This window comes from Streptomyces sp. NTD91, assembly GCF_059510455.1.
On the sequence record NZ_JCAJZW010000003.1, the window covers coordinates 1 to 24,553 of the forward strand.

Consider the following 24,553-nt stretch of genomic DNA (forward strand, 5'->3'; position numbering starts at 1 on the left):
TTATCAGAAGTTCTGAGTCGGTTTTCCCACCCGCTCCGGGCAACCGTGTCCAGCGCGTGAAGTGCTGGGGTTCCCGGTCGGGCGGAGCCGTAAACGTACTGGAGCGGGGCGCCTCGATGCAAATCGAGACGCCCCGCTCGGGTGATGCTCCGACGGACCGTCAGACCTCCACGACCACAGGGAGGATCATCGGCCTGCGGCGATAGGTGTCCGAGACCCACTTGCCGAGGGTGCGCCGGACGAGTTGCTGCAACTGGTGCGGCTCGACGACGCCGTCCTGGGCCGACCGATCGAACGCGTCCGTGATCCTCGGGATGACGTCGGCGAAGGCCGAGTCCTCGATGCCGCTGCCGCGCGCCTGGATGTGGGGCCCGCCAGTGATCTTGCCCGTGGAGGAGTCCACGACCACGAAGACCGAGATGATGCCCTCGTCACCGAGGATCTTGCGGTCCTTGAGGGCCGGCTCGCCGATGTCGCCGACGGAGAGCCCGTCGACGTAGACGTAACCCGCCTGGACCTTGCCCGAGATCTTGGCCTTGCCCTCGACGAGGTCGACGGCGACGCCGTCCTCGGCGATGACGATGCGGTCGTGCGGGACGCCGGTGAGCGCTCCCAGTTCGGCGTTGGCGCGCAGATGGCGCCATTCGCCGTGGACCGGCATCAGGTTCCGGGGGCGGCAGATGTTGTAGAAGTACAGCAGCTCGCCCGCGGACGCGTGGCCGGAAACGTGCACCTTGGCGTTGCCCTTGTGGATGACGTTGGCGCCCCAGCGCGTCAGGCCGTTGATCACGCGGTAGACCGCGTTCTCGTTCCCGGGGATCAGGGACGAGGCCAGGATGACCGTGTCGCCCTCGACGATACGGATCTGGTGGTCCCTGTTGGCCATCCTCGACAGGGCCGCCATCGGTTCGCCCTGGGAGCCGGTGCAGACGAGGACCACTTCGTGGTCCGGGAGGTCGTCCAGCGTCCTCACGTCGACGACCAGGCCCGGCGGGACCTTCAGATAGCCGAGATCGCGGGCGATGCCCATGTTCCGGACCATGGAGCGGCCGACGAAGGCGACCCGGCGACCGTACTCGTGCGCGGCGTCCAGGATCTGCTGGATGCGGTGGACGTGGCTGGCGAAGCTCGCCACGATGATCCGCTTGCGGGCGCCGGCGAAGACCTGCCGCAGGACGCTGGAGATGTCGCGCTCGTGCGGCGTGAAGCCGGGGACCTCGGCGTTCGTGGAGTCCGTGAGGAGAAGGTCGATGCCCTCCTCGCTCAGGCGCGCGAACGCGTGCAGGTCCGTGAGGCGGTTGTCCAGCGGGAGCTGGTCCATCTTGAAGTCGCCGGTGTGCACCGCCATGCCGGCGGGGGTGCGGATGGCGACGGCCAGCGCGTCCGGAATGGAGTGGTTGACGGCGATGAACTCGCAGTCGAAAGGACCGATGCGCTCGCGGTTCCCCTCCGCCACCTCGAGGGTGTACGGGCGGATCCGGTGCTCCTGGAGCTTGGCCTCGATGAGGGCGAGGGTGAGCTTGGAGCCGATCAGCGGGATGTCCGGCTTCTCGCGGAGGAGGAAGGGGACGCCGCCGATGTGGTCCTCGTGGCCGTGCGTGAGGACGATGCCCTCGATGTCGTCGAGACGGTCCCGGATGGACGAGAAGTCCGGCAGGATCAGATCGATTCCGGGCTGCTCCTCCTCGGGGAAGAGCACTCCGCAGTCGACGATCAGGAGGCGGCCGCCGTACTCGAAGACCGTCATGTTTCGGCCGATCTCGCCGAGACCGCCGAGCGGGGTGACCCGCAGGCCGCCTTCGGGCAGCGGCGGAGGCGGGCCGAGTTCAGGATGCGGATGACTCAAAAGACTCTCCTCACCACACGCGCCACGTACCGGTCGGGCACGTGGCGCGTGAGACGTTCGTGCAGAAGCAGTTGTCGTTGTGGGGTGCGGGCACCGGTGGCCCGCTGTCTTCTCTTGTTCTTCAGTTGTGAAGCCCGTGTGGTGCCAAGTCTGTTGTCAGAGCTGTACCCCGCCGGCGGCAAGATCGATCTTGAGTTGGGCGATCTCCTCGGGCGAGCACTCGACCATGGGCGAGCGCAGGGGTCCCGCCGGCAGTCCCTGCAGGGCGAGCGCGGCCTTGGTGGTCATCACGCCCTGGGTGCGGAACATGCCGGTGTAGACCGGGAGCAGCTTCTGGTGGATCTCGGTGGCCTTCTGTACGTCGCCCGAGACGTACGCGTCGACGAGGGCGCGCAGGTCGGGAGTGACGACGTGGCCGACGACGGACACGAAACCGACCGCGCCCACGGAGAGCAGCGGGAGGTTCAGCATGTCGTCGCCCGAGTACCAGGCGAGGCCGGACTGGGCGATGGCCCAGCTGGCACGGCCGAGGTCGCCCTTGGCGTCCTTGTTGGCGACGATCCGGGGGTGCTCGGCGAGCCGGACCAGGGTCTCGGTGTTGATCGGGACGCCGCTGCGGCCGGGAATGTCGTAGAGCATGACCGGCAGGCCCGTGGCGTCGGCCACGGCGGTGAAGTGCCGGTACAGGCCCTCCTGCGGGGGCTTGTTGTAGTACGGCGTGACGACCAGCAGGCCGTGTGCGCCGTCGCGCTCGGCCTGGCGGGCCAGCTCGATGCTGTGGTGCGTGTCGTTGGTGCCGACGCCGGCGACGACGTGGGCGCGGTCGCCGACCGCCTCCAGGACGGCTCGTACGAGGTCCGATTTCTCCGCATCGCTGGTGGTGGGGGACTCGCCGGTGGTGCCGTTGACGATCAGGCCGTCGTTGCCTGCGTCCACCAGGTGGGCGGCGAGCCGCTGCGCGCCGTCGAGGTCGAGTGCGCCGTCCGCCGTGAAGGGCGTGACCATGGCGGTGAGGACCCGCCCGAAGGGGGTCTGCGGAGTCGAGGTCGGAGCCATGGGTGACACGCTACTCGGTGCTCCCTGCGGGGTCTGCCCTCGGGGGTCGGGAAAGTCAGGACAAATGCGGAGCCCGGCACTGCCTGCTCGGGGGTTCAAGCAGTGCCGGGTCCGTTTGATCAGGCTAGATGAACTTCTCTAAATGCCGCAATACGGACACCTCGCGAGGCTGATCCGTACATCCGTTCCTGGTGGGGGAACAGGGCTTCGTAGGCCTTGTTCACGGGGCCACGCGCCCGTTCGCGTTGAAGGCGGCATGGGTCAGCGGCATGAGCCTGGCCCACTCCGCCTCCATCTTCTCGCCGACCATCTCGATCTCCCGCTGCGGGAAGGACGGCACCTTGGCCAGCTCGTGCTGGGTGCGCAGGCCGAGGAAGTGCATGAGGGAGCGGGCGTTGCAGGTGGCGTACATCGAGGAGTAGAGACCGACGGGGAGGGCGGCGCGGGCGACCTCGCGGGCGACGCCCTCGGCGAGCATCTTCTGGTAGGCCGCGTACGCCTGCTCGTACGACTCGCGCAGCGTGCCGCTGACCGCCTCGTGCTGGGCCGGGGTGCCCTCGACGAAGACGTACTTGCCCGGGCGCCCCTCCTGCACGAGCTTGCGGTCGGCGCCGGGGACGTAGAAGACCGGCCGGAGCTCCCGGTAGCGGCCGGACTCCTCGTTGTACGACCAGCCGACGCGGTGCCGCATGAACTCGCGGAAGACGAAGATCGGGGCGCTGACGAAGAACGTCATCGAGTTGTGCTCGAACGGGCTGCCGTGCCGGTCGCGCATCAGGAAGTTGATCAGCCCCTTGGAGCGCTCGGGGTCCTTCTTCAGCTCGTCCAGGGACTGCTCGCCGGCGGTGGAGACCCGCGCGGCGAAGAGGACGTCGGCGTCCGACGCGCTGGACTTCACCAGCTCGACGGTGACGTCACTGCGGAACGTGAGCGACTCGGGGGTGGTCACGGGGGTCGGGGTCCTTCCCATCACAGCTGTGGTTCGCGCCCACCTTACGGGGCACCCGCCACGGCCACGGCAGTACCCGGCCTCAAAAATCCCACCATGGATTTTTTCCGACATGGGCACCTTTTGTGTCACTCGAGCGTCTGTATCGGTGAAGCCCGCTCGTTCGACCCCGAAAGGAGACGTACCGCGATGTCCCTGCCCCAGCTACCGCCGGGAGGTGCCCCCAGCGAGCCCGCACCCTTCGCCTTTCTGGCCGAGGCGGACAGGTTCCGCAGCAATGTGACTCCCCCGCCCCGTCCGCGGGCGTCCTTCGGCGAGATGGCCGGGCGCTGGCTGCTGGGACTGACGATCGTCGCCGGGCTGGTGGGTGCCCTGATACTCGGCGAGCCCGCGATGTCGACGCCGTCCCATGCGCCGACGCAGCAGTCCCAGGCCTCCCAGGGGCACTGACCCCGACAGCCGCCCGAGGGTGGTGAGCGGCGACAACGGCAGATAGCCTCACCGGCACAGCCCACGCGAGGATCGAGTGAGGACCAGCCGTGCCCCTGTCCTTCCTGACGGCCGACCGCACCCTGGAGGCCGCTTCCGACAGCGCGCTGCCGTACGACGACCGGGAGCGCTGGCGACGTCCCTACCGCCCCGGTCCCTGGCGGGTGGCCGTCGCGGCGCTGGCGCTGCTACTGGCCTCCTTCGTGCTGTTCTCCGCGGTGGCCCTCGCCCTGACCGGCTCGGTCTCCTCCGCCGGAGCGGTCTTCGGCGGAGCATGCGTGGTCATCGCCGGGGCGCTGCGGCTGCTGCGCACGGGCGTGTGGGTGAGCGGGCGGGGCCTGCGTCACGTCGGTTTCCTGGTGACGCGGACGGCGCCGTGGGCCCGGGTGGTCTCGGTGCGGACGGCACAGCAGCCGGTGCGCTGGCTGGGGCTGCCGCGGACGGTGCAGGGGCAGGCACTGGTGCTCGTCCGCAAGGACCGGCCGGCCGCGGACACACCGCCCCTGCTGACCACGCACACGCTGGACTTCCTGGGCCGCCCGTCGGCGTTCGACCGCGCGGCGGACACGGTGGAGGCGTGGGCGGCGGAGTACGGGCACGGGCGCCGCTGACCGGAGCATGCGCGAACTGCGAGCGCTTCGCCGGGGGGTGGGGAACCGCGCGGCCGGCCCACCACGCAGCCGCAGGCGCGCACGGCGTGACGTCACTCGGCGGGCGAGCGCCTCGATCAGGCCTCGACCGGCCTGCCGTCGTGCAGGGCGATGGCCCTCTGCATGGCCTTGCGGGCCCGCGGTGTGTCGCGGGCGTCGTGGTAGGCGACGGCGAGGCGGAACCAGCAGCGCCAGTCGTCGGGGGACGCCTCGGTCTCGTCCTTGCGCTTGGCGAAGACCTCGTCGGCGGAGTCACGGTCGATCCGGCCGCTGGGCAGGCGCTTCAGTTCGTCCACCGGCAGTCCGCCCTCGGCGTCGAGTTCCGCGGCGAGGGCGTTGGCCCTGCGGACGAACTGGGTGTTCTTCCACAGGAACCACAGGCCGATGACCGGCAGGATCAGCACCGCGATCCCGAAGGTGACGGTGAGCACCGTGCCGGTCTGGATGAGCATGACGCCGCGGCTGCCGACCAGGACGAAGTAGAAGACGAGGACGGCGGCCGTGACGAGGTAGGTGATCTTCGCGCGCATGGCAGGTCGGTCTCAGCTCAGGTCCAGGAAGTGCTCCAGGCCGAAGGTCAGGCCCGGAGTGGACACCACGCGGCGGGCGCCGAGCAGGATGCCCGGCATGAAGCTGCTGTGGTGCAGGGAGTCGTGGCGGATGGTCAGGGTCTCGCCCTCGCCGCCGAGCAGCACCTCCTGGTGGGCCAGGAGTCCGCGCAGCCGTACGGCGTGGACCGGGACGCCGTCGACGCTGGCGCCCCGAGCGCCGTCCAGAGCCGTGACCGTGGCGTCCGGCGCCGGGGCCGTACCGGCGGCCCTGCGGGCCTCGGCGATGAGCTGGGCCGTGCGCGTGGCCGTACCGCTCGGGGCGTCCACCTTGTTGGGGTGGTGCAGCTCGACGACCTCGACCGACTCGAAGTACGGCGCCGCGATCTGCGCGAACTTCATGGTGAGGACGGCGCCGATGGAGAAGTTCGGCGCGATGAGCACACCGGTCTCCGGTGACTCGGCGAGCCAGCCCTTCAGCTGCGCGAGGCGCTCCTCGGTCCAGCCCGTCGTCCCGACGACCGCGTGGATGCCGTGCCGCACGCAGAAGTCGAGGTTGTCCATGACGGAGTCGGGGGTGGTCAGCTCCACGGCGACCTGAGCGCCGGCCGCCGTCAGCGTCTCCAGGGTGTCCCCGCGGCCGAGGGCGGCGACCAGCTCCATGTCCTCGGCGGCCTCGACCGCCCTGACCGCTTCGGAGCCGATCCGGCCCTTGGCGCCGAGGACCGCCACGCGCAGCTTGCTCATCTCTTGTGCTTCCTTACGGGAGTGATTGGGCGACGGCGTCGTGCAGCCGCGCGGCCTGCTTGTCCTTCAGCGGGCCGATGACCGACAGCGACGGGCGCTGTCCCAGGATGTCGCGGGCGACGGAGCGGACCTCGTCCGGGGTGACCGCGGCTATCCGGTCCAGCATGTCGTCGACGGACATCTGCTCGCCCCAGCACAGCTCGCTCTTGCCGATGCGGTTCATCAGCGCGCCGGTGTCCTCCAGGCCGAGGACCGTGGAGCCCTGGAGCTGGCCGATGGCGCGGGCGATCTCGTCGTCGGTGAGGCCGTTGTGGGCGACGTGGTCGAGTTCGTCGCGGCAGATCTTCAGCACGTCGTGCACCTGGCTCGGCCGGCAGCCGGCGTAGACGCCGAACAGGCCGCAGTCGGCGAAGCCGGAGGTGTACGAGTACACGCTGTAGGCCAGGCCGCGCTTCTCCCGCACCTCCTGGAAGAGGCGCGAGGACATGCCTCCGCCGAGGGCGGTGTTGAGCACGCCCATGGCCCAGCGGCGGTCGTCGGTGCGGGCGAGGCCCGGCATGCCGAGGACGACGTGTGCCTGCTCGGTCCTGCGGCCGAGCAGTTCGACCTTCCCGGAGGTGCGGATCGTACGGCTGCCGTCGCGCGGGGCGATGGGCCGCGCGTCCGGGTTGCGCAGGGCGCCGGCCTTCTCGAAGGCCGCGCGGACGTGTCGTACGACCTTGGTGTGGTCGATGTTGCCGGCGCAGGCGACCACCAGGTGGGTGGGGTCGTAGTGCTTCCTGTAGAAGCGGCGGATGCGGTCGGCGGTGAGGGCGTTGACGGTGTCGACCGTGCCGAGGACGGGGCGGCCGAGGGCGTTGTCGCCGAACATGGTGTGCGCGAACAGGTCGTGCACGCAGTCGCCCGGGTCGTCCTCGGTCATGGCGATCTCTTCGAGGATCGCGCCGCGCTCGACGTCGACGTCCTGCTCGAGGATGAGCGAGCCGGTCAGCATGTCGCAGACGACGTCGATGGCGAGCGGCAGGTCGGTGTCGAGCACGCGCGCGTAGTAGCACGTGTACTCCTTCGCCGTGAACGCGTTCATCTCGCCGCCGACGGCGTCGATCGCGGCGGAGATGTCCAGCGCGCTGCGCTTCCGCGTGCCCTTGAAGAGCAGGTGCTCCAGGTAGTGCGTGGCGCCGTTCAGGGCCGCCGTCTCGTCGCGGGAGCCGACGTGTGCCCAGATGCCGAAGGTCGCGGAACGGACCGAGGGCAGGGTCTCGGTGACGATGCGCAGGCCGCCCGGAAGGGTCGTCTTGCGGACGGTGCCGATGCCGTTGGTGCCCTTGATGAGGGTTTGGGTACGGGCGACGGCCCGCGCCTCCGAGGAGGGGCGGGCCGTCACCTGCGAGCTACGGGACGTCACTGCTCGGCGTCGTCCTTGTTCTCGTCGGAGGAACCTTCCTCGCCCTCGATCACGGGGACGAGGGAGAGCTTGCCGCGGGAGTCGATCTCGGCGATCTCGACCTGGACCTTCTGGCCCACGCCGAGCACGTCCTCGACGTTCTCCACACGCTTGCCGCCGGCGAGCTTGCGGATCTGCGAGATGTGCAGCAGACCGTCCTTGCCGGGCAGCAGGGAGACGAACGCGCCGAAGGTGGTCGTCTTGACGACCGTACCGAGGTAGCGCTCGCCGACCTCGGGCATCGTCGGGTTGGCGATGCCGTTGATCGTGGCGCGGGCGGCCTCCGCCGAGGGACCGTCGGCGGCACCGATGTAGATGGTGCCGTCGTCCTCGATGGTGATCTCGGCGCCCGTGTCCTCCTGGATCTGGTTGATCATCTTGCCCTTGGGGCCGATGACCTCGCCGATCTTGTCGACCGGGATCTTGACGGTGATGATCCGCGGGGCGTGCGGGCTCATCTCGTCGGGCCGGTCGATGGCCTCCATCATCACGTCGAGGATGTGCAGGCGGGCGTCGCGGGCCTGCTTGAGGGCCGCGGCCAGGACGGAGGCCGGGATGCCGTCCAGCTTGGTGTCGAGCTGGAGGGCGGTCACGAACTCCTTCGTGCCGGCGACCTTGAAGTCCATGTCGCCGAAGGCGTCCTCCGCACCGAGGATGTCGGTGAGGGTGACGTAGTGCGTCTCACCCTCGATCTCCTGGGAGATCAGGCCCATGGCGATACCGGCGACCGGGGCCTTCAGCGGCACACCGGCGTTCAGCAGCGACATGGTGGAGGCGCAGACCGAGCCCATGGACGTCGAGCCGTTGGAGCCGAGGGCCTCGGACACCTGACGGATCGCGTAGGGGAACTCCTCGCGCGACGGCAGCACCGGCACGAGCGCGCGCTCGGCGAGGGCGCCGTGGCCGATCTCGCGGCGCTTCGGAGAGCCGACGCGGCCGGTCTCGCCGGTGGAGTACGGCGGGAAGTTGTAGTTGTGCATGTAGCGCTTGCGGGTCACCGGGGAGAGGGTGTCCAGCTGCTGCTCCATGCGGAGCATGTTGAGGGTGGTGACGCCCAGGATCTGGGTCTCGCCACGCTCGAACAGCGCGGAGCCGTGCACCCGCGGAATGGCCTCGACCTCGGCGGCCAGCGTGCGGATGTCGGTGACACCGCGGCTGTCGATGCGCTTCTTCTCCTTGATGACGCGCTCACGGACCAGGGTCTTGGTCAGCGAGCGGTACGCGGCGGAGATCTCCTTCTCGCGGCCCTCGAACTCCGGCAGGAGCTTCTCGGCGGCAAGCTGCTTGACGCGGTCCAGCTCGGCCTCGCGCTCCTGCTTGCCGGCGATGGTGAGCGCCCGGGCCAGCTCGGGCTTGACCGCGGCGGTCAGGGCCTCCAGGACGTCGTCCTGGTAGTCCAGGAAGATCGGGAACTCGCCGACCGGCTTGGCGGCCTTGGCGGCGAGGTCGGCCTGCGCGCGGCACAGGACCTTGATGAAGGGCTTGGCGGCCTCCAGACCGGCGGCGACGACCTCCTCGGTCGGCGCCTCGGCGCCGCCCTCGACCAGCGTGATGGTCTTCTCGGTGGCCTCGGCCTCGACCATCATGATCGCGACGTCGCCGTCCTCCAGGACGCGGCCGGCGACCACCATGTCGAAGACGGCGTCCTCGAGCTCGGTGTGCGTCGGGAACGCGACCCACTGGCCGCGGATCAGCGCGACGCGGACGCCGCCGATCGGGCCGGAGAAGGGCAGGCCGGCCAGCTGCGTGGACGCCGAAGCGGCGTTGATCGCCACGACGTCGTACAGGTGATCGGGGTTGAGCGCCATGACCGTGCAGACGACCTGGATCTCGTTGCGCAGGCCCTTCTTGAAGGACGGGCGCAGCGGGCGGTCGATGAGGCGGCAGGTGAGGATCGCGTCCTCGGAGGGCCGGCCCTCACGGCGGAAGAAGGAACCGGGGATCTTCCCGGCCGCATACATCCGCTCCTCGACGTCGACCGTGAGCGGGAAGAAGTCCAGCTGGTCCTTGGGCTGCTTGGAGGCGGTGGTGGCCGACAGCACCATGGTGTCGTCGTCCAGGTACGCCACGGCGGAACCGGCGGCCTGCTTGGCCAGGCGGCCCGTCTCGAAGCGGATGGTGCGGGTGCCGAAGGCGCCGTTGTCGATGACGGCCTCGGCGTAGTGGGTCTCGTTCTCCACTAGCGTTTTCTCCGTTACATATCGTCTTTCGTCCCTTGGCTGCCCGTGTGGCAGGGGGACGGTGGTGGAGAAGCGCGCCGTCTGGTGCGGGCCGGTCTTCGATCGAAGCACCCGGGGCTCACTTCCCCCCGGGGGCCACTACCGAGGACCGGCGGCGGCGAGGTGCGCTTCTCCTCGTTCTGTCTTGAACGTCGTTCTGTGCCGAACGTCGTTGTGGTACGTCGTTCTGTGTCGCACGTATTGCGTTGTGCTACCACACTACAAAGCGTGAGTGACACTCCGCACGTTTCCGCCTGCACGACGAGGGTCCGCCCCGTGCGACGAGGGGTTTCCCACGTACGACGAAGGGAGCGGTCCCCGGGTACTGCCGGGAACCGCTCCCTTCACGGCGTCCTACCTGGCGCCCGCCGCACCACGGCGGATGCCGAGGCGGTCGACCAGCGTACGGAAGCGCTGGATGTCCTTCTTCGCCAGGTACTGCAGGAGGCGGCGGCGCTGACCGACGAGGATCAGCAGGCCACGGCGGGAGTGGTGGTCGTGCTTGTGGGTCTTGAGGTGCTCCGTCAGGTCGGAGATCCGACGGGAGAGAAGAGCGACCTGGACCTCGGGGGAGCCGGTGTCACCCTCCTTGGTACCGAACTCGGCGATGATCTGCTTCTTCGTGGCGGCGTCGAGCGACACGCGTACTCCTCATAGTCTGTGAGTGGCCACCGAGTGCCCCCGGTCTGCTTCTCGGGGGAGCTTCCGTTACTCGGGAGGCGGGGATCCGCTGGGCGCGGCCACCAGAACCGAAGGCTCCGGGGGTGCGTACACAAACGGCCGTCAGTCAGGGTACCAGGGTGCTTCGGCCGCCCGTGTCACTGGTCGCGCCGGACGTACCGGACCAGGACGGCCACGATCACGAGGACCAGCAGCAGGACCGTCCACCAGACGAAGCCGTCGCCGGATCCGTGGCTCCCGTAGTGATGGTGACCGCCGTGATGGCTGCTGTGGTGGCCGCGGCCCCGACGGCCGCCCAGGGCGAGTACGTCGGTCGACCGGAGGGTCCATGGGGCAGTGCCGGGCATGCTCATGGCCGGGAATTTACGTGACCATGGCATGGCGTGGGCACGCCTGTCGCCTGCCCGTGACGAAACCTCCGCTTCCCCGGCACGCCCGGACGTCCGGGGGCCCCGCGTGTCCCGCCGGACTCTCCTGCGGGCGTTGACCAGCCGGTTTCACCGTACGCGCGCGTGTCCTCCCAGTAGGGTGACAACGCAACGCTGTCCGTATGCCGAAGGGGGCCGCTTCACCATGGCCGAGACACAGGGCACGAGCGCCGGGACATCGGCGCCGGAATCGCAGGAGGACGTCAAGGCACGCAAGGAGCGGGAGCGGGACGAGCTGTACGCCCTCGACATCTCCGGCGTGGAGTGGCACTGCGCGCCCGGCACGGAGGAGCACGAGGAGCGGGTCGAGATCGCGTACCTGCCCGGCGGCGCGGTGGCCATGCGCTCCTCCCTCGACCACGACACCGTGCTGCGCTACACCGAGGCGGAATGGCGGGCGTTCGTCCTGGGAGCGCGGGACGGCGAGTTCGATCTGGAGCCCAATGAGCACAACGGGGGGCTCGGGGCGTAATCCGGCGGAAACCGAGAAAGGGGCGGCACGCATGCGTGCCGCCCCTTTTCCGTGGCTCGTCCTGCGCCGTCGTCAGCTGGTCGTGGCGCGTGCCCGCGCGTACACGTCGAACACGGCCAGCGCCAGCGGGATCAGGGTGAGCAGGACGAAGCTCTCGGCGATCTCCAGGAAGCGCCCCCAGAAGGGGGTGACACCGCGCCGCGGGGTGATCAGGCCGATCGCGGTGACCAGCGCGGTGGCCGCGCCGACGGCCGCGGCGAGCCAGAGGCTGCGGATGTCGAGGGACGAGGTGTCGCCCTGGAAGGCGTCGATCAGATACGTCCGGGGCGGGTTCAGGGCGAGGCCGAGGCCGAGGAAGACGATGGCGGCGAGGCCGGCGGCCAGGGTGGCGCCGACCTGCGCGGTGTAGCGGAACAGGTGCGCCCGCATCAGCATCGCCGCACCCGTCGCGAGGGCCAGGAGCTGCGCCCAGACGTTGCTGGAGAAACCGAGGACGATCGACGCGCCCACGGCGACGAGCGCGCAGCCGCCGACGAGGCCGACGAGGAGTTCGTGGCCGCGCCGGGCCTGGGCGGCGACCCGCTCGGCATCCACGGGTTCCTGCGGGGCGGGCTCACCGGTGTCGTAGCCGCCGCGGGAGGGATTGGGCGGTTCGAAGCCGATGGGCAGCCGCGCGAAGCGCATGGACAGCCCCGGCAGGAAGGCCAGCGCCACGACCGACAGCGGGGCGCAGATGGCGGCCGTCTCGATGGGCCGCAGGTCGGTGAGAGTCGCGATGAAGGTGGTGACGAGGCCGACGGCGGAGGCGAACAGGAACGCCACGAAGGGTCCGTCGCCGCCGGGCGACACCAGGGTGAGCACCAGGGAGGCGACGAGGACGGCCGTGCAGGCGAGCAGGAACTGCAGCCGTCCGATGCCCTCGTGGTGGGCGAGCGGCAGCAGCCCGGAGCCGGCCACACCGACGTTCGGCAGGGCGCCGAGCCCGAGCGCCACCACGGAGCCCCGGTCGTCGTACACGCGCGCGCGTACACAGGCGATGGTGACCAGCAGGGCGCCGGTGACTGCCGCGATGATGCCCTGCAGGCTGTGCATGTCGTGGTGGACCTGGGAACTCCAGGCCACGAACGCGAGCAGCGCGGGCAGGACTCCGCCCGCGACGAGACCGGCTGCGCGGGTGAGTTCACCGCTCCACAGGGTGCGGTCGCGGGTGACGGCGGCGGCCACCGCCTCGGAGACGTCGTCGAGGACGGCGGGCGGCAGCGACTCGGCGAACGGACGCAGGGTGAGCAGCTCGCCGTCGAGGATGCGCTGCGCCGTGAAGGACCGTGCGCCGTCGAGGACGGTGCCGTCGCGCCGTACGAGGTGGTAGCCGACCGGAGCGCCCTCGGCGGGGCTCTGCTGGGACAGACGCAGAATCTCCGGGTAGAGGTCGGCGACGGGCACGTCGTCGGGCAGCGCCACGTCGATACGGCTGTCGGGCGCCACGATGGTGACGCGGCAGAAGCCGAACCCCATGCCGGCCCCGGAAGGGGCTCCGGTGCCGTGTCCGCCGGGCGCGCCGGCCGGCGCGGAGGCCGTCATGCTCACCTGCTGTTCCCCCTCGTCGGTGGTGGGCGTGCGGCGCCGCCGCGCACCTTCCGCCCGTAAAAATCCTGTGTAGGTTGTGCGGCGCCCCACGCTCCGCCGGTGAACCCGGTGGCCGTGGCCGGGGTTCGCGGACGGGCGCCTCCTTCGAACCGTTGCGGATTGCCCGGGTTTTCCCGGAACGATTCGCACCTGTTCACGCGTCTCACCGGCACCCTACCGCCAGCCGTTGTCCGTGGTTGTCAGTAGGATCGCGCTTCGCGATCGACGTTCGCCTGACACGGGGCGGCGGACGAAAAATCTCGGTCCGGCAAGGGAATTGGTGCGTAGTGAGCCACATCGTCGTCAAGCGCCCTCCGCGGGCACTGCCGAAGGAAGTGCCCACGGACGAGGTCGTGCTGCAAGCTCCGCCGGAACTGCCGCGCGGCCAGCAGGAAAGCGCTTGGATGCAGCTCCTGCCGATGCTGGGCATGGGCGGCTCGGTGGTGTTCTTCTTCAACCCCCAGGCCCAGCCCTTCATGAAGATCATGGGCATGGTGATGGTGGCCTCGACGATCGCCATGGGCATCTCGATGCTGGTCCGCTACCGGCGCGGCAACCAGGGGCAGATGGCCGACCTGCGCCGTGACTACCTGCGTTACCTGTCCCAGACCCGGCGCGCCGCCCTGGAGACCGCACAGGCCCAGCGGGACGCGCAGTACTACCTGCACCCTTCGCCGGAGCAACTGTGGGCGCTGGTCGCCGAGGGCAGCCGGGTGTGGGAACGGCGCACCGGTGACGAGGACTTCGGGCAGGCGCGCGTCGGGCTCGGCCCGCAGTCCCTGGCCACTCCCCTGATCCCGCCGCAGACCGCCCCTGTGGACGACCTGGAGCCGCTGACCGCCGGCGCCATGCAGCGCTTCCTGGCCACGCACAGCACCCTCGACGAGCTGCCGATGGCGGTCTCGCTGCGCGCCTTCTACCACGTGACGATCAGCGGCGAGCCCGGCACCGTGCGCGGCGCCGCCCGTGCCCTCACCGCCTCCCTCGCCTCGCTGCACTCCCCCGAGGACCTGGTCGTCGCCGTCGTCGCCGACCGGCAGTCGGCGCCCGAGTGGGAATGGGCCAAGTGGCTGCCGCACGTGCAGGCCCCGGGCCTGGCCGACGGCGCCGGCAGTATCCGTCTGATCGGCACCGACCCCGTCGAGCTGGAGGACCGGCTCGCCTCCCGGCTCCAGGGCCGCCCTCGCTTCCACCCCGGTGGACCGCCCGTTCCCGAGCAGCCGCACGTGGTGGTCGTGCTCGACGGTGCCTCCCTGCCGCCCACGTCCTTGCTGGCCAGCCCCGAGGGCATGCAGGGAGTCACGGTGCTGGAGATCGTGCCGGGCGACCTCACCACCGGCCGGGGCGACCTGTCCGTCGTCGTACAGCCCGCGGAGCTGCGCCTGGAGTCCGCCCACGGCATGGTCTACGAGGGGACTCCAGACGTCCTGTCGTACGAGGCCGCGGAGGCGCTCGCCCGCCAACTGGCCCCGCTTCGCGTGGCGTCGGGCGGGGACGACGTCGAACCGCTGCTGGCGAACCTGGAGTTCACGGACCTGCTGAACCTGGGCGACGCGGCCTCGGTCGACCCGAAGCGGACCTGGCGGCCGCGCTCGCAGTCCGAGCGGCTGCGGGTGCCGATCGGTGTCGGTGAGGACGGCCGACCCGTCATGCTCGACCTCAAGGAGGCCGCGCAGGAGGGCATGGGCCCGCACGGGCTGTGCGTCGGCGCCACCGGTTCCGGCAAGTCCGAGCTGCTGCGCACGCTGGTCCTCGGCCTCGCGGTGACCCATTCCTCCGAGACGCTGAACTTCGTCCTCGCCGACTTCAAGGGCGGTGCCACGTTCGCGGGCATGGCCCAGCTGCCCCACGTGGCAGCCGTGATCACCAACCTCGCGGACGACCTCACCCTCGTCGACCGCATGGGCGACTCGATCCGCGGCGAGCTCAACCGCCGCCAGGAGCTGCTGCGCGACGCGGGCAACTACGCCAACATCCACGACTACGAGAAGGCCCGCGCCGCCGGCGCCCCGCTCCAGCCGATCCCCTCCCTCGTCCTGGTGATCGACGAGTTCAGCGAGCTGCTGACGGCGAAGCCGGACTTCATCGAGATGTTCGTGCAGATCGGCCGTATCGGCCGTTCGCTGGGCGTGCACCTGCTGCTGGCCTCGCAGCGTCTGGAGGAGGGCCGGCTGCGCGGCCTGGAGACGTATCTGTCGTACCGCATCGGTCTGCGCACGTTCTCGGCCGCCGAGTCCCGCGCCGCGATCGGCGTCCCGGACGCGTACGAGCTGCCGAACGTCCCGGGCTCCGGCTTCCTGAAGTTCGGCACCGACGAAATGGTGCGTTTCAAGGCGGCGTACGTCTCCGGCGTGTACCGCACGAGTTCGCAGCACGCGGCGGCGTTCGGCGGCCCGATGCCCGTCGACCGCAGGCCGGTCCTGTTCACCGCGGCCGAGGTGCCGGTGCGGTACGCGGCGGTCCCGAAGCAGCGCCAGGAGGTGGCGACCGAACGGCAGGACGACGCGCTCGCCGACACCGTCCTCGACGTGATCGTGCGGCGCCTGGAGGCGCAGGGCCCCGCCGCCCACCAGGTGTGGCTGCCCCCGCTGGACAGCCCGCCGTCGCTCGACGCGCTGCTGCCGGGCCTCGCCCCGGTGCCCGACCGCGGCATGACCCAGCCGGGCTACGAGGGCGCGGGCCGGCTCGTCGTCCCCGTCGGCCTCATCGACAAGCCCTACGAGCAACGGCGCGACCCGCTGTGGCTCGACTTCGGCGGCGCGGCCGGCCACATGCAGATCATCGGCGGCCCCCAGTCCGGAAAGTCGACGCTGGTGCGCTCGATCATCTCGTCGTTCGCCCTTACCCACACGCCCTTCGAAGTGCAGTTCTACGGCCTGGACTTCGGTGGTGGCGGTATGGCCGCGGTGGCGGGTCTGCCGCACGTGGGCGGTGTGGCCTCGCGCCTCGACCCGGAGAAGGTGCGCCGTACGGCGGCAGAGGTGTACGGCGTCATGACCCGCCGCGAGGAGTACTTCCGCTCCACGGGCGTCTCCTCCATCGCCGAGTTCCGCACCCGACGCGCGCGTGGCGACATCTCGGTGACCGACCAGCCCTGGGGCGACGTCTTCCTGGTCATCGACGGCTGGGGCAACTTCCGCACGGACTACGAGGCGTTGGAGCCACTGGTCCTGGACATCGCCGCGCGCGGTCTCGGCTACGGCATCCATGTGATCGTCACCGCGTCCCGCTCGATGGAAGTCCGGGCGAACATGAAGGACCACCTGATGAACCGCCTGGAGCTGCGGCTGGGTGACCCCATGGACTCGGAGATCGACCGCAAGATCGCGGCCAACGTGCCCACCGGGGTGCCGGGCCGCGGTCAGACCCCGCAGAAGCAGCACTTCATGGCGGCGGTCCCGCGCATCGACGGCCTCTCCTCCGACACGGACCTGGCGGAGGCGACCACCGCTCTCGCTGCCGAGGTCGCCCGGCACTGGCAGGAGCCCGGCGCGCCCGAGGTGCGCCTGCTGCCCCGCGAGTTCCCGGCGGCCCAGCTCCCGCCGGGCGACCGCTTCCCGAACCGGGGCATCTCCTTCGCACTCGACGAGGACAACCTCGAGCCCGTCTTCGTGGACTTCGAACAGGACCCGTTCTTCCTGGTGTTCGGCGAGAGCGAGTCCGGCAAGTCCAACCTGCTGAAGCTGATCATCAAGCGGCTGACCGAGCGGTACGACGGCCAGAGCTGCAAGCTGTTCGTGGTCGACAACCGGCGCTCGCTCCTCGGGGTGACCCCGGACTCGCACCTGGCCGAGTACATCCCCATGTCGAACCAGATGCAGCACCACATGGACGCGCTGGCCGACCTGATGCAGCGCCGCACGCCGACGGCCGACGTGACCCCCGAGCAGCTGCGCAACCGCAGCTGGTGGCGGGGCCCGACGGTGTACGTGATCATCGACGACTACGACCTGGTCTCCACGTCGAGCGGCAACCCGCTGGCCGGCCTGACCGAACTCCTCCCCTTCGCCCGCGACGTCGGCGTCCGCTTCGTCATCGCCCGCTCCACGGCGGGCGCGGGGCGCGCCGGCTACGAGTCCTTCATGCAGCGCATCAAGGAACTCGGCGCACAGGGCGTGGTGCTGGCCGGCGATCCGGCGGAGGGCGAACTGCTGGGCGGGGTCCGGCCGCGAGCGATGCCCGCGGGGCGGGGCATCTTCGTGTCCCGCAAGCGGGGGAAGCCGATGGTGCAGGTGGGGCTCGTGGAGTCCTAGTGCCGCGACAGGCAACGTTTGCCCGTCGAGGAGCGGCGTCCGGTGCGTGCTCTCGGCGTGCCGGGTGCAAGCCCTCGTACTGGATGTACGTGGGTTTGTGCCCGGTGCGGCGAGTGGGGGCACCTCCCACGCCCTTGAGGCAGTGGGGGAGCGTGCCGGGCGTCGCGACGGGGCGAACGTTGCCTGTTGCGGCACTAGAAGCTCTCGTCGTGGCGCCGGTGTTTCCGTGGCTTCTTGCGTAGACCCCTGTCCGATACAGGGTGTTCGCCGTTTCCCGTCGTGTCACGTGGGCTCGGATGGTGCGCGGTGGCGGACTTCCGCTTCACGCGGTACGGCCGAGCAACTGGGCTGCACGTCCCAAGCGGCACCGCCCGCACGGGTTCCACGCGTCTGGAAGTCTGCCGTCCGCCCACGGACGGCAGGCGGGGACTCAGAACGTCGTCAGGGCCTCGACCCAGCTGTCGTGCATGAGGAAGACGCGGTGGGCGGCGGAGGCCAGGTGACCATGGGTGAACTGGTCGACGTTGTACGTCCAACCCCGGCCGCCGTCCTTCGCCCTCGCTGTCTTGAGCAACATCGAGTCCGAATCGGAGAAACCGTCGGTGTCCAACGCCCAGACGCCGTGACCGCCCAGCACCACGCGGCTGTTGGTCAGAGCGGTCATCGGTGCGTTGTACGCCCCCGTGCGCTCCATGCAGAGCAACTGGTGGGGCGGGATGCCGAAATCGGCGTCCACCAGGCGGGGGAGGTCGGCTTCACGTAGTCCTGGCCATCGTCCCACGTGCAGATCGTCATGGCCGCTCCGCTCGCGTGGTGGTCCCAGTCCCGTTCGAGCATGTACAGCCGACCGTCGACCACCGTCACCTGCCACCAGTTCCCGCTCATCGCCATTTCGCGGTTCGATCCGTTCGCCGGGTCGATGCGCTGGAACTCCGCGTTCAGCGGAAGCCAGATCGATCCGTTGGCGTGGCAAGGGGCGACGATCCCCCAGTTGTCGTATTCCATGCCGCCCTTGCCGCCGTACTGCCACAACGCGTCGAGGCTGCGCGTCTGCCGGGGCGCCTTCCTGGCCGGAGCTGCGGCATGCACGCGGTACCACCACACGCCGCCCCCGCCCTCTGCCGCGGTGACCGCCAGCGCTCCACCCGCCGCCAGGAACCCGCGGCGCGAGAGCCCTCGCGCCGACGGCGAGGTGACCGTGGTGGGGCCCGCCCCATTGGCCGGCGCCGGCAGCCCCTCGGGTGTGAGCCGCCAGACGTCGGCAGCCCGGCCCCCGATGTCCGCGAGCAGCTCGGTTGGCAGGTGTTCTGCGAACTCACCGCTGTGGAAGCGCGGGCACGTACGGGCGCGCGTGCCACGGCTGTTCGCCGGACGCGGCGAGTTCGACGGCCGGGAGCACCCAGGAGCCGAGGAGATAGCGGGAGGCATCGGCCTCGGCCATGAACCGCTGCGGGTCGGCCGTGGCCAGCGGCGTGCTGAGCAGTACGGTCCGGTCGCCGTCGGCGCTGCGGGCGATGAAACGGCGCTCGGGGACGGAGGTCTGCGCGGGAAGCCCGGAGTCGAGCCGCGTGACGACCGCGTACGGTCCGATCTGCCGGGTACCTCGCGTACCCGGTCCGGCTCCTGACGCACGCATGCTCTGTCTTCGTCCTTCTGGTCCGACAACTCGGCTTCTGCCTCTCGGCACAACAGCAGGGTGGGCGCCTCCCGCGCGCGCCCACCCTGGAGTTGATTCTGCGAGCCTCGTCCTACTGGAAGTAGCTGGCCGCCTTCTTGTCGCCTTCCATGTACGTACCGCCGGACTGGGCGACGACGTGACCGATGCCGGCCAGCGCCTGGTGGATGTCGTTGGCTTCCTTGTCCCAGCGCTGCAGCTTCTCGTGGAAGGTGCCCTGGGCCTGGCCCTCCCAGTACTGCAGGCTGTTCACCACCAGACCGCGCAGGTCGTGCAGGTCCTGCTCGAGCTGGCTCGCCTGGTTGCCGATGCTGGTCGCCGCGGTGTCGAGCCCGTCGTAAGTGACCGACAGCCCCTCAGCGTTGTTGGCCATGCCTGTTTACCTCGTCTCGCTGGTGTGTGCCTGGTGAGTGGGCCGGATTCCCGGCGGTTGTCCTGTGTCTCGCTCGACTCAGTAGGAGCTGAGGGCGGACGGCGGGATCGAGGAGGCACCGTCGCGCACGTCGATCTTGTTGACGGCCGCGCGGACCTCGTCCTCCTTGCTGTCCTTGATGTTGCGCGTCGTGGTCATGGCCTCGATGACGTCACCGAGGATCGTGCCGATGTTGCGCAGCGACTCGTTGATCTCGAGCTGCTTCTTGTCGAACGCGGCGCGGCCGATACCCTGCCACTGGCCCTCGAGGCCGTCGATGACGCCCTGAAGCGTGTGCACGCGCTTCTGGATGTTCTCGTACTTCTCGAGCATCTGCTTCTGGAGACGGACTACTGCATCGTCTTGGAGCTTCTGCTTTCCGCCGGCCATGGTCGGCCCTGCCTTTCATGTGTCCGTTGTTGATCTGATGGGGTCGGCCCACCGCCGGTGCGTGTCGCTGCCAGCGGTGAGCACGCAGTGCCTGGCCTGCCCGACTGCACCGAGCTGCGCGGGCCGTTGACGGCCGAGAACGTCACCTGGCGCGTCGTACTCGCGCCACGGCCACGCCTCCACCGCCGATCACGACGATCGCGGCGACGGCGCCGAGTGCGATCCAGAGAGTGGAGTTGCTGTCGCTTGACGAGTGCGTGCTTGATCCTGCCGCCGAAGTGCCGCCGGTTGAACTGTTTTCCGGGGCCTGTGACGGGGTTGATGCAGAAGCGGAGGACGAGGACTGGTGGGAAGACGAGGACGAACTTGCCGACTTGGCCAGCAGATCCCCGCCGTTCTCCTTGCGGAGGGGGTCCACGTTCGCCGGACCGGGGTTGTAGTGAGGATTCGCCAGCACCACGCGAGGGCGCACGGCACCGTAACCGAGATATGTGCTCGGTTTGTTCTTCGGCCAGCTACGGCCTGCCGTGTCGACCAGCGCGCGGGTGACCTGGTTCACCGTCCAGTCGGGGTGGGCGGACCAGATCAGAGCGGCCGAGGCCGAGGCGATGGCCGCGGCCGAACTCGTACCGTTCACGTTGTCGCAGTACGAACGGAACGTGGCGTCGCACCAGCCGGGGAAGTTCTGCCCCGGGGCCGAGAGGTCGACGTAGCCGCCGTGCGAGGAGAACTTCGATGCCGTGCCGGACGCGTCAGTCGCCGCAACACCGATCACGTAATCGTCAGCCGCCGGATAACCGATGGTGTCACCTGATTTCCGGCCGTCGTTACCGACTGCCGCGATCAGCAGCTTCCCCTTCGACGCCGCGTAGTCGATGGCGGCCTGTTCGTCGGAGTCGGGCCCTGGGGAACCGAACGACATGCTGATGATCTTTGCATCCGTGTCGGCCGCCGCCCTGATCGCGGCGGTGGAACCAGGCGTCTTCTTCTTCTCTTCCGCACTGCGCTTCATGCCGTCGAACTTGACGCGGAACGGGATGATCTTCGCCCCCGGCGCCAGGCCTTTCAGCCCACCACCTGCTCCGGTACCTGCGATCAGCTCGGCCATGGTTGTACCGTGGCCGACGTAATCGTCAGTGGCCCGGTACGCAACGGATGTCGGCACCTCGTCGGTCAGGACCTGCCCCTTGAGCGACGGAGTGTTCGCGTTCACCCCGGTGTCGATGACAGCGACTTTCACGCCCTTCCCGGTGCTGACCTTCCACATCTTCTCGGCCTGCATCGGACCGAGGTACCACTGCTTCGACTGCACATCACCAGCGGAGGCGCTCGGAGCCAAGCCCACCGTCGTAGCAGCCAGGGCACCGACGACCGCGGCCACAACACGCACGCGTCCAGCAAGGCCTGTTCTGCGCACCCTGGCCTGCTCGGCGCGTCGGCTGATCCCTGACTTCATCGTCCTTCTGTCCTCGCTCACACTCAGTTGACCACCGGCGGCACATCACGCCGGGGCTTGTCGGGCAGGTGTGTTTCTTCGTCCTCGACGAGGTAGTCGGGCCGCGGCGACCCGTCCGTCTTCCGTGCGTCGCCGGGCTTTCGGTCGTGGCCGGCATCACGAGTGAGGCCGGCACCACCACGGGTCATGCCGTTGCGCTCAGCGCCTGCCGCGGAGTTGCGCGCGGTGGCATTGCCGGTGACGGGCTCGGACGTTCCGGCACCAAGCCGAGAGCCGGTCGCCCCCGCGCCTGGCCGCGTCGTGGACTCGGACGCTCCGAAGACACCACGCTGGCCGAGCCGACCAGTGAGGGAACGGGAGTTGGCCTCCTCCTCACCGCCGATGACCGTGCCCCGTGGAAGCCTCGACCCGTTCCTCGACGACGGATTCGTGGCGGAGGGCCGCCCCCCGACGACTCCGTCGGACCGTCCGGCACCGGTGACCGGCCCGCTGCTCGTGCGTGCTGCCCCGGCACCTCCGGGCCGTGGTGTACCGCCTGTAACCCCTCGGCCCATCGGCGAGGACGACCTCGGCCCGGAAGCGGTGCCCTTGACAGTGGACTGGCCGGCCGACGTCGAGCGGCCCACCTCGTCCACGGGCTCTCCCCCGGCGACACGCCCGGAACCCGGGTTGGTCCAACGGGACGTTCCCGAGCGCCCCTGAGCGGACCGAGGCGTACGGAGGCCACCGGCGCCGCTCAGGCCGCGGCCCGAGGGGGCATTGGGCACCGGAAGCCGGTATCCACCACCGTCGAACACATTGGGCTGGCCACCACTGGTAGGAGGCGTGCCCGTGACCGACGGCGTGTGGCTGGGCCCAGGTGTGGTGGTCGTGGGCGTAGGCAACGTGCCAGTGGTATCGATGTGCGTGCCGACAGGCTGGTCGACATGCGGAATCTTGTCGGGGACGTGCTGGGTGGGCGTCGGGCTGACGCTCGTCACGTGCCGGGTCACGTCACCGCTCCGCACTGCGGCGTGATGGCCGCCGCCGGATGCGGATCCTGTACCTGCATGCGAGGCGAAGCCCGAGCTTGCGGCGGGCGTCGGGTCGCCATCGCTGCTCCACCGCGAGGGCTTGGGAACCCCCACATTGGGCATGGCGGTGAACGTCGCCTTCTCCTTGTCAGGCAAGGTCGACAGCACCTCTTCGGACACCGCGTAGTACGACGCCAACCGGTTCATCTGGTTGATCGCCTCTTGGCGGTCCTTCTCCACCTTTACGGCAGTGGCGTATCCCTCTTTGTCCGCCGCCTTCTCGGCGGCCGTGAACGTCTCGGGGCGCTTCCGGTTCGCCTCCGTATCACGATTCGGCATGGCGCCCCGGACGGCGGCAAGACCCACGGCGGCAGCCGTGATCTGGTCCCCCGCAGCTCCGGCGAATTCACTCAGATAGTGGGCGTGTGTGACGAGCTTGCCGCCCCAGTCGCGGAACGAGTCACCAGACTCACCAACCCAGTGCACCTTCTGGATGTGGCCGTCAAGCTCGTCGGCTGCCCCCTTGATGGCGTCGCGCGCGTCCCACAAGGCCTTGCCCGAGGACTCCAGGTCCTCCGGATCGGTCTGCTCAACCAAGTCGATCATCTCGTTGAGCGGGAGGTCCTTCTTGCCGAAATCAGTCCGGATAGCCACCCCCTGCCCCGTCGGAGTGGCCCTGATCGCTGCGTCGACCACGCCGAAGAGGAGTCCGCCCGGGTGCGGGCCGCTCTCGTAACGGCGGACCCAGTCAGTGGCTTTGTTCCAATCGCCGACTCGCTTCAGATCCGCGTCGTGCTTGTCAGTCATCGCTACAACCCCGCACCGCTCTGCGCGTCGTTACCGGTGTGGCTCTTGTCGTCCGCCGCAGCGTGGTCCTTTCCGATCTGCGCCTGGATCGCCCAGAACCGCTGACGCTGCTCCTCTTCGAGGTTGTCGAAGCCGACACGTGCACCTTGTACCGCGATACCGATCGCCTCGATCTGCAGATGCAGGTTCCTGGACAGCCGCGTCAGCTCACCATGGACCCGCCTGTACTGGTGGTACAGACCGTGCGCTTCAGGGAAGACGTCCGGCCCACCGGACGTCAGTGACGCCTGCCTGATCGTCTGAGCCCCGACCTTCGCCGGGTTGCCCGCGGACCCCTCCAGCGTCTTCAGGACGTTGTCCACCCGCTTCACGAACGCATCCAGCGCCTCACTGCTGGCTTCCAGGTTCGCCGCCCTGGTCGCCGACACGCCCCCCACCATGTCTGCCGGAAGCACGACGCTCCTCCCCGTTTCCCCGTACATCCGTCGGCCTCGACCAACCCGGACCGACCGACCGCTCGCCATACGATCGCAAAGCGAGCCGCGACTCACAGCACCCGACTACTCTAGTCAACCGGCTCAACGGGTCCAACCTGCATATGTGTTGACTCGGTTACGAGACTGAATCAGGCGCCGCGCTTTGCCCGGTTTGCGAGCCCGTGGCGGAGGGCGGCGCGGGTGACCGGCCGCACATGCGCGAGGTCGCCGGCCGACGCTGACCGCGATCGGTCGGCGACGGCGCGTCATTGCTCGGATCTTTGCAGAACTTCCACAGGCAAGTCGCCGAAGTGGACCCCGAGCGCGCCGGAGGCTCCTCCCGGAACCGCCCGGCAGCGGGTCCCCCGGCGTCACACAAGGCAGGAGTCTCATGGGTCTCTTCGACAGGCTCACCGGCACCCGGCGCCCTCCGGAGGGAGTTTCCCCGGTCCCCGGTGAGGAGTTGCGGGCCGCTCTGCTCGGGCTCGATCAGCCGGATGTTCCGTACGTCGTCCGTTACGGCGGCGGTGAGGGGTGCGACCTGCTGGCGGAGTGGCGGCTGAGGGAGCCCGCCTGGCAGCACCTCTTCGTGCAGTCCCGGATCAGTCACGTCGTGCGGATCCGGATGCGGCTGGACCGCGAGGAGCACGAGGTGCGCGCTCTCGAGGAGCAGTGGGAGGTCCAGCGGGTCGGAAATCCCGCGAGGCTCAAGGTGTCGTCGCAGTGCTCGCGCGGGCCGAGTCGAACCGTCACCCGCTCGGTGACCATCGGGCGGGGAGCGAGCGGTCGGCTGGAGGTGACCGAGACCTTCCGCTTCGACAGTGCCCGGCTGCGCGATCCGCTTCGGGACACCGTGCTCGAGTGCGGGTGGACCTGGCGGGGTGTTGTCTTCGGGAAGCTGTGAGGGCGGTCGGCT

At 69.5% G+C, this 24,553-nt stretch carries 23 protein-coding genes; 5 read left to right on the forward strand and 18 right to left on the reverse strand.

The features are described 5' to 3' along the window. Positions 1-160: 160 nt before the first annotated feature. The 3 genes from AC5WRT_RS04560 to thyX form a co-directional block, all read right to left on the reverse strand. Complete coding sequence (locus AC5WRT_RS04560; RefSeq protein ID WP_496096342.1) at positions 161-1,846, reverse strand: ribonuclease J; 1,686 nt, start codon at positions 1,844-1,846, stop codon at positions 161-163. A 156-nt stretch (positions 1,847-2,002) separates the two neighbouring features. Then, positions 2,003-2,902, reverse strand: coding sequence for a 4-hydroxy-tetrahydrodipicolinate synthase (gene dapA, locus AC5WRT_RS04565; protein WP_496096341.1), 900 nt, complete (start codon positions 2,900-2,902; stop codon positions 2,003-2,005). 220 nt (positions 2,903-3,122) lie between these two features. Next, on the reverse strand, positions 3,123-3,872 hold the full coding sequence (gene thyX, locus AC5WRT_RS04570; protein WP_496096340.1) for an FAD-dependent thymidylate synthase: 750 nt from the start codon (positions 3,870-3,872) through the stop codon (positions 3,123-3,125). A 168-nt stretch (positions 3,873-4,040) separates the two neighbouring features. On the opposite strand from thyX, the gene AC5WRT_RS04575 reads away from it, so the two are divergent. Then, the gene (locus AC5WRT_RS04575) at positions 4,041-4,301 is read left to right on the forward strand and encodes a hypothetical protein (RefSeq protein WP_496096339.1); all 261 of its coding nucleotides are present in this window, start codon (positions 4,041-4,043) and stop codon (positions 4,299-4,301) included. Positions 4,302-4,390: 89 nt separating this feature from the next. Next, the gene (locus AC5WRT_RS04580; protein WP_496096338.1) at positions 4,391-4,951 is read left to right on the forward strand and encodes an SCO5741 family PH domain-containing membrane protein; all 561 of its coding nucleotides are present in this window, start codon (positions 4,391-4,393) and stop codon (positions 4,949-4,951) included. Positions 4,952-5,067: 116 nt separating this feature from the next. Here AC5WRT_RS04580 and AC5WRT_RS04585 read toward each other — a convergent pair whose 3' ends face one another. From AC5WRT_RS04585 to AC5WRT_RS04610, 6 genes are all read right to left on the reverse strand, one after another. Continuing rightward, positions 5,068-5,520, reverse strand: a complete 453-nt coding sequence (locus AC5WRT_RS04585) for a hypothetical protein (RefSeq protein ID WP_496096337.1) — start codon at positions 5,518-5,520, stop codon at positions 5,068-5,070. 12 nt (positions 5,521-5,532) lie between these two features. After that, positions 5,533-6,285, reverse strand: coding sequence for a 4-hydroxy-tetrahydrodipicolinate reductase (dapB, locus tag AC5WRT_RS04590; protein ID WP_496096336.1), 753 nt, complete (start codon positions 6,283-6,285; stop codon positions 5,533-5,535). A 13-nt stretch (positions 6,286-6,298) separates the two neighbouring features. Then, positions 6,299-7,690: a M16 family metallopeptidase gene (locus AC5WRT_RS04595; RefSeq protein WP_496096335.1), complete on the reverse strand. Its 1,392-nt coding sequence runs from the start codon at positions 7,688-7,690 to the stop codon at positions 6,299-6,301. Continuing rightward, positions 7,687-9,909: a polyribonucleotide nucleotidyltransferase gene (locus AC5WRT_RS04600; RefSeq protein WP_496096334.1), complete on the reverse strand. Its 2,223-nt coding sequence runs from the start codon at positions 9,907-9,909 to the stop codon at positions 7,687-7,689. The genes AC5WRT_RS04595 and AC5WRT_RS04600 overlap by 4 nt, the downstream gene beginning before the upstream one ends. 393 nt (positions 9,910-10,302) lie before the next feature. Next, positions 10,303-10,590: a 30S ribosomal protein S15 gene (gene rpsO, locus AC5WRT_RS04605; protein ID WP_030657602.1), complete on the reverse strand. Its 288-nt coding sequence runs from the start codon at positions 10,588-10,590 to the stop codon at positions 10,303-10,305. Positions 10,591-10,766: 176 nt separating this feature from the next. Then, positions 10,767-10,982 carry a hypothetical protein gene (locus AC5WRT_RS04610; RefSeq protein ID WP_496096333.1) on the reverse strand — a complete coding sequence of 72 codons (216 nt, stop codon included), beginning with the start codon at positions 10,980-10,982 and terminating at the stop codon, positions 10,767-10,769. Positions 10,983-11,202: 220 nt separating this feature from the next. Between AC5WRT_RS04610 and AC5WRT_RS04615 the strand changes: the two genes are divergently transcribed. Next, entirely contained in the window at positions 11,203-11,529 is a 327-nt protein-coding gene (locus AC5WRT_RS04615; protein WP_496096332.1) for a DUF397 domain-containing protein, read from the forward strand. A gap of 72 nt (positions 11,530-11,601) precedes the next feature. Here AC5WRT_RS04615 and eccD read toward each other — a convergent pair whose 3' ends face one another. Beyond that, positions 11,602-13,110, reverse strand: a complete 1,509-nt coding sequence (gene eccD, locus AC5WRT_RS04620; RefSeq protein WP_496096345.1) for a type VII secretion integral membrane protein EccD — start codon at positions 13,108-13,110, stop codon at positions 11,602-11,604. A 332-nt stretch (positions 13,111-13,442) separates the two neighbouring features. Between eccD and eccCa the strand changes: the two genes are divergently transcribed. Further along, the gene (gene eccCa, locus AC5WRT_RS04625) at positions 13,443-17,408 is read left to right on the forward strand and encodes a type VII secretion protein EccCa (protein ID WP_496099946.1); all 3,966 of its coding nucleotides are present in this window, start codon (positions 13,443-13,445) and stop codon (positions 17,406-17,408) included. Between the two features lie 430 nt (positions 17,409-17,838). Here eccCa and AC5WRT_RS04630 read toward each other — a convergent pair whose 3' ends face one another. The 8 genes from AC5WRT_RS04630 to AC5WRT_RS04665 all read right to left on the reverse strand — a co-directional run bounded on the left by AC5WRT_RS04630 (position 17,839) and on the right by AC5WRT_RS04665 (position 23,616). Further along, positions 17,839-18,072 carry a hypothetical protein gene (locus AC5WRT_RS04630; RefSeq protein ID WP_496096330.1) on the reverse strand — a complete coding sequence of 78 codons (234 nt, stop codon included), beginning with the start codon at positions 18,070-18,072 and terminating at the stop codon, positions 17,839-17,841. Then, positions 18,069-18,497 carry a hypothetical protein gene (locus AC5WRT_RS04635; RefSeq protein ID WP_496099947.1) on the reverse strand — a complete coding sequence of 143 codons (429 nt, stop codon included), beginning with the start codon at positions 18,495-18,497 and terminating at the stop codon, positions 18,069-18,071. The genes AC5WRT_RS04630 and AC5WRT_RS04635 overlap by 4 nt, the downstream gene beginning before the upstream one ends. Before the next feature lie 226 nt (positions 18,498-18,723). After that, positions 18,724-19,044, reverse strand: a complete 321-nt coding sequence (locus AC5WRT_RS04640; RefSeq protein ID WP_496096328.1) for a hypothetical protein — start codon at positions 19,042-19,044, stop codon at positions 18,724-18,726. A gap of 112 nt (positions 19,045-19,156) precedes the next feature. Next, on the reverse strand, positions 19,157-19,456 hold the full coding sequence (locus AC5WRT_RS04645; protein WP_496096327.1) for a WXG100 family type VII secretion target: 300 nt from the start codon (positions 19,454-19,456) through the stop codon (positions 19,157-19,159). Positions 19,457-19,534: 78 nt separating this feature from the next. Further along, complete coding sequence (locus tag AC5WRT_RS04650) at positions 19,535-19,885, reverse strand: WXG100 family type VII secretion target (protein WP_496096326.1); 351 nt, start codon at positions 19,883-19,885, stop codon at positions 19,535-19,537. Positions 19,886-20,027: 142 nt separating this feature from the next. Then, positions 20,028-21,275 (reverse strand): S8 family serine peptidase, encoded by a 1,248-nt coding sequence (locus AC5WRT_RS04655; RefSeq protein WP_496099994.1) that lies wholly within the window; start codon positions 21,273-21,275, stop codon positions 20,028-20,030. Positions 21,276-21,364: 89 nt separating this feature from the next. Continuing rightward, positions 21,365-23,161 (reverse strand): WXG100 family type VII secretion target, encoded by a 1,797-nt coding sequence (locus AC5WRT_RS04660; protein WP_496099948.1) that lies wholly within the window; start codon positions 23,159-23,161, stop codon positions 21,365-21,367. Positions 23,162-23,163: 2 nt separating this feature from the next. After that, positions 23,164-23,616, reverse strand: a complete 453-nt coding sequence (locus AC5WRT_RS04665) for a DUF2563 family protein (RefSeq protein WP_496099949.1) — start codon at positions 23,614-23,616, stop codon at positions 23,164-23,166. Positions 23,617-24,028: 412 nt separating this feature from the next. Here AC5WRT_RS04665 and AC5WRT_RS04670 point away from each other — a divergent pair, with 412 nt between their 5' ends. Beyond that, the gene (locus AC5WRT_RS04670) at positions 24,029-24,541 is read left to right on the forward strand and encodes a hypothetical protein (protein WP_496099950.1); all 513 of its coding nucleotides are present in this window, start codon (positions 24,029-24,031) and stop codon (positions 24,539-24,541) included. Positions 24,542-24,553: the final 12 nt, after the last annotated feature.